The following is a 5,096-nucleotide window of genomic DNA, read 5'->3' on the forward strand; positions in this document are numbered from 1 at the left end:
CCCGGTCGCTGCCGGATATAAACGGCATGTCCGGGTGCGTCGGCCACGATGTGGAAGCGTCGTCCGCAAGGCGGGATCGTGGCCCACGATGCGGGAGGTCCACGACGCCACCGGCCTCAGCTTGAGTTCGGGCAGCGGCGCGCGGCCCGGCACCGAGCGTGATCGGGCAGGGGCGGACGTCGCGGCACGCAGCTTGGCTGGGCGGGGCGGGCGGCACGGCACGGCACGGCACGGCGCGGCACGGCGCGGCACGGCGCGGCGCGGCGCGGCGCGGCGCGGCGCGGCGCGGCGCGCAGATTGATCGGGCGGCGCGAGCAGCTGCGGCACGCAGGTTGGGTGGGCAGCGGCTGGCGTTGGTGGGCGGGCCCGCCCGGCGCGGGCGCGCGGAGGGTGAGTGTCGCTCAGCGGGACCGCGGGCCACGGGACTGGTCCTACGGCGTACTTAAAAAGAAGCGTGCCGGAACCGCCTGGCGGGACCGAAATCCGGGGTCAAGAGGCGCCGCCGGCATTGACCGGGATGTGTGCTACCGCGGACAGCCAATCGGCGAACGGGCGGGCGATGCGGCCGGTCTCGTCGTCGGTGAAGAGTTCGTCGCGGCCGCCGCCTCGGTGGTTCGCGTACAGGTGGAGCTTGGTGATGTTGTCGGTCTCGTGCGCCTCCAGCTCCAGATCGGACGCGTCGGACACTCGGCCGCGCCAGTTTCCGCTGGCCACCCAGACCCGGCCGCAGCGCATGCGGCCGGGGGTGACGGTGAAACCGTCCTGGGTCAGGGTCAGCACGACGGTGCCGATCGTGCCGCTCGTGGCCATCAGCGTGCCGAACACGAAGAAGCCGCCGCTGGCCTCGCGGGTCCAGATGAACCAGCACCAGAGCAGCGCCACCCCGGCGGCCGCGGCGGCCGCGGTCAGCCAGCGCCGGATCGGGTGCACCCGCATGAGGATGACCGGTTCGCCGGTCTCGCGGTCGAACCGGCGCACCGCCTGCCACCCCCGCGGCACGGGAGTGACGCCCACTTCCGGAATCCAGTTCCCGGTCACTCCCTCATTGTGCGGGGACGCGCAACCATCGGCATTTGTCAGATCCCGGCACCCACGCTCACGCCGGTGCCGGACGCCAGCGGGGTGGTCACGCCGGTGACCGAGTTGCCGGTCGAGGTGACCGTCAGCGCGTTGGCCCCGCGCTGGTAGGACAGGCCGACGCCGGTGCCGGCGCCGCGGATGGTGTTGCCGGTGACGGCGATCTGGCCGGTGCCGTAATTGACCTGCTTGATCGCCAGGTATGTGGTGCCGGTGCCGCTGAAGTGGAAGATCTTGTTGCCGGACAACGTGCTGGCGGCGTCGCCCTGGACCGTCACGCCGATGCCGTTGACGGTGAAGTCCTCGATGTAGTTGTCGACGATGCTGGTGGCGAACAGGCGGTCGGCGCTGATGCCGCTGCTGCCGACCCCGTACACGTGGTTGCGTTCGACGGTCCAGCCGGCCGAGTTCTCCAGGCGGAGGGCGTCGCCGCCGCTGTCGGCGACCCAGTTGTCGGTGAGGTTCCAATCGGTGATCGCGTTGCCGCTGTCCTGCACGTAGATGCCGTTGCCGCCGGAGCCGGTCACGAACACGTTCCGGACCGTGCCGTTGACCTGGCTGTTGGTCAGGGTGGTGCCGTTCTTCGAGGTGTTGGTGATGCGGATGCCGTTGGCCTTGGCGTCCCAGATCTTGATGTTCTCCACCGTGGTGAGCCAGGAGCGGATGACGACGGCGTCCCCGCCGGTCGGGTTGGCGCTCTTGTTGGCGTCGATCACCAGGTCCTTCAGGGTGATCGCCTCGCCGGTGCCGGGCGTGTTGTCCACCCAGGAGTCGGAGGCGAGCACAGCCGCGAGGTTGGTGCCGGCCGCCTCGGTGAGCAGGGTGGCCGCGCTGTCGCCCCGGTAGCCCCGGTTGCCGATCAGCTTGATGGTCTGGGTGATCAGGCAGGGGCCATCGATCACGATCTCGTCGCCGGTGCTGGATCCGTTGATCGCGGACTGGATGGTGGCCGCGTCGGAGGCGCTGTTGGTGCAGGCCGCGGTCACCTTGGCGGCAGCAGCGGGCTGTCCGACGGTGAGCGTGACGACCGCGACGGCGGCGGTGACCGTCACGACCGGCAGGGCGAGCGCGCGCAGGCGAGTGTTCATTTGTGGTCCTCTCACATCCCCGTTGTCAGTGCGGCGCGGAGCCTATCGAGACCGTCGATCTTTCGTTGCCCCGCAGCGAGACGGCCAGCGCCACCACCGTGATTCCCGCGCCCAGCAGCGCCGAGACGCGCACCGAGCCGCCGGCCAGCACCTGGCTGCCGATCAGCGCGCCCGCCGTGATGCCCACGTTGAACGCGGTGGACGAACCCGCGGCCGCCGTGTCGGTGCGGCCCGGTGCCAGTTCGAGCACCCGCACGGCCAGGATCGCGGTCATCGCCGACAGCGCGAAGCCGGCCGCCGCCACCGCCGCGATCGAGATCGCCGGGATCGCGCTGCCCGCCCACTGCGTGCCCAGCGCCACCGCCTGGACTCCGATCACGACGGTCATCGCCCGGCCGGTGTGCCGGGCCGGCACGAAACCGGCCGCGATCACCCCGAGCAGCCCGGCGACGCCGCGCGCCAGCAGCACCGCGCCGACCGCCGGGCCGGACAGGCCGCTCGCCTCGGTGAGGAACGGGCTGATGCAGGTGAACGCGGTGAACCCGCCGGTCACCATGACCGCGACGAGCACCACCAGGTTGTGGTAGCCGCGGGCGTCCGGGGCCGAGCCGCGCTCGGTGTCGCTGCTGCCGGGCGGCTGGTCGGGCATCAACGTCACGATCACCGCGGAGATGGCCAGCCCGAGCCCGGCGATCACCAGGAACGGCACCCGCCAGCCGAACTGCTGCCCGAGCCAGGTGCCGGCCGGGACGCCGAGCAGCGGTCCGACCGAGCTTCCTCCGTACAGAATGGAGATTGCCCGGCCCCGGACAGCCGGCCGGAACATGCCGGCCGCGGCCGGCGTCACCACCGCCCAGAACAACGCCTGGCTCAGCGCCGTGACCACCCGCCCGGCCAGCAGCGCCGGGTAGTTCGGCGCGAGCGCCGACAGCGCGGTCGCGGCGGTGGCCGCCAGCAGCAGCGTGACCAGCAGGCGGCGCCGCCGCCACCGGTGGGTGAGCAGGGTGAGCGGGATGGTCGCGGCCACCACCATCAGTCCGTACGCGGTGACCAGCAACCCGACCGCCTCAGTGGTGGTGCCGAGGTTGGCGGCGATCTCGGGCAGCAGCCCGATCGGCAGGGTCTCGATGGTGACGTAGAGGAATGTGGACGCGGCGAGCGCCACGAGAACAGTCCAGGACCGCATGTTGGCGACGCTACCACCAAAACGGGTTATGGTGGAATCATGCTGAGTATCGTGGGCGGTCACCTGGCCCTGGACCTGGCCAACACGGTGACCGCGGATGAGGAGTTCCTGCCCGACCTGCCCGCGGTGCTCGCCTGGGCGCAGCGCCTCGAGGTGGTGACGCCGGCGGAGGCCGCGCTCGTCGAGCGCGCACCGGCCGACACCTTCGGCGAGGTGCACCGCCTGCGCACGCTGGTCGGCGAGACCCTGGCCGGCCGCCACCTGGCCACCCTCACCGCCCGCTGGGCCGAGGCGATCGCCCGGTCGGAGCTGTGCCCTGTTCCGGCCGGCGGCGCCACCCTGTCGGTCGGCCGCGACCCGGCCACGATGATCGGTGACCGCCTGACGGTGGCCCTGGCCGACCTGCTGCAGAACGCCGATCTGAGCCTCCTGCGCACGTGCCCGGCCTGCGGCTTCCGATTCCTCGACCGCAGCCGCAACCGCTCGCGCCGCTGGTGCTCGATGGCCGACTGTGGCACGAACGTCAAGGTCAAGCGCCTGACCGAGCGCCGCCGATCCACCGCCGAAAGCCGCAAAAGGCGATAAAATTCGCCATGCGCTGGACCCGCAAGGCCAAGATCCAGAAGGCGTGCGCGCTACTGCCCGGCGGTGACGTCCTCTACCGCCAGATCCAGCGGCGATACGGCCGCCTGAACCCCGACCCGTTCAAGCGCCTGCCGCAGCACGCCGCCATGCTGCGCCGCCTGGCCGAGCTTGGCTTCCGCGCCGAGGGCACCCGCTGCCTGGAGGTCGGCACCGGCCACCTGCCGATCGCCCCCGTGGCGTTCTTCCTGCTCGGGGCGGCCGAAGTGGTCACCGTAGACCTGCACCGCCGCCTGGACATCGACCTGACCACCGAGATGATCCGCCGCATGGTCGAGGCGTCGGATCGCATCGCCGAGCTCTACGACGGCCTGGTAGACCCGTCGGTGCTGAAGGAGCGGCTGGCCATCCTGAAGAATCTGCCCCCCGCCGACCTGCGGTCACTCAACGTGCACTACGCCGCCCCCGGCGACGCGGCGAGAATGCCCGACGAGAACGACACGTTCGACCTCAGTTTCTCGATGACCGTCCTGGAACACGTCACTCCGCCGGCCATAGCCGCGATCCTGACCGAGGCAAACCGATTACTGAAGCCAACCGGTTTCGCCGCCCACCTGATAGACCCGAGCGACCATTTCGCCCACCAGGACAACACCATCACCCGAATCAATTTCCTGCGCTTCTCCGAACGGGAGTGGCAGCGCCTGGGCGGCAACGAGTTCTCCTATTGCAACCGCCTGCGAGCCCCCGACCTGGAACGCCTGTTCACCGACGCCGGCTTCGCCATCGAACGCCGCCTGCACACCGTCGACGACCGCTCGCTAGCCGCGGTAAAGCGAGGCTTCCCAATCCACCCCGACTACATTTCCCACAACCCGGAAGACCTGTGCACCACGGAGCTGGAGCTTTACGCCCGCCCCCGAACCCACGCTCATCACTAGGCTCACGCTCTTTTTTCAGTACGCCGTGACATAAGTCCCGTGGCACTCGGTCCCGCTGAGCGGCACTCACCCTCCGCGCGCCCCCGCCGGGCGGGCCCGCCCCCACGCCGGCCCCTGCCCAACCAATCTGCGTGCCGCGCCGCCCGCCCCGCCCGATCACGCTGCGTGCCGCGCCGCCCGCCCCGCCCGATCACGCTGCGTGCCGCGCCGCCCGCCCCGCCC

5 protein-coding genes are annotated in these 5,096 nt (G+C 71.0%); 2 read left to right on the forward strand and 3 right to left on the reverse strand.

Annotated elements, in window-relative coordinates; translation table 11 throughout:
• Positions 1-489: 489 nt before the first annotated feature.
• The 3 genes from Ate02nite_RS20940 to Ate02nite_RS20950 are packed head-to-tail and all read right to left on the reverse strand — an operon-like array spanning position 490 to position 3,351.
• The gene (locus Ate02nite_RS20940) at positions 490-1,038 is read right to left on the reverse strand and encodes a hypothetical protein (RefSeq protein ID WP_203808079.1); all 549 of its coding nucleotides are present in this window, start codon (positions 1,036-1,038) and stop codon (positions 490-492) included.
• Between the two features lie 38 nt (positions 1,039-1,076).
• Positions 1,077-2,165, reverse strand: a complete 1,089-nt coding sequence (locus tag Ate02nite_RS20945; RefSeq protein WP_239147562.1) for a right-handed parallel beta-helix repeat-containing protein — start codon at positions 2,163-2,165, stop codon at positions 1,077-1,079.
• Positions 2,166-2,190: 25 nt separating this feature from the next.
• Entirely contained in the window at positions 2,191-3,351 is a 1,161-nt protein-coding gene (locus Ate02nite_RS20950; RefSeq protein ID WP_203808081.1) for an MFS transporter, read from the reverse strand.
• A 39-nt stretch (positions 3,352-3,390) separates the two neighbouring features.
• On the opposite strand from Ate02nite_RS20950, the gene Ate02nite_RS20955 reads away from it, so the two are divergent.
• On the forward strand, positions 3,391-3,936 hold the full coding sequence (locus Ate02nite_RS20955; RefSeq protein ID WP_203808083.1) for a CGNR zinc finger domain-containing protein: 546 nt from the start codon (positions 3,391-3,393) through the stop codon (positions 3,934-3,936).
• Positions 3,937-3,944: 8 nt separating this feature from the next.
• The gene (locus Ate02nite_RS20960; protein WP_203808085.1) at positions 3,945-4,874 is read left to right on the forward strand and encodes a class I SAM-dependent methyltransferase; all 930 of its coding nucleotides are present in this window, start codon (positions 3,945-3,947) and stop codon (positions 4,872-4,874) included.
• Positions 4,875-5,096 lie beyond the last annotated feature (222 nt).

The sequence above is a fragment of the Paractinoplanes tereljensis genome (assembly GCF_016862435.1).
In the GTDB taxonomy this organism is placed as follows: Bacteria; Actinomycetota; Actinomycetes; order Mycobacteriales; family Micromonosporaceae; genus Actinoplanes; species Actinoplanes tereljensis.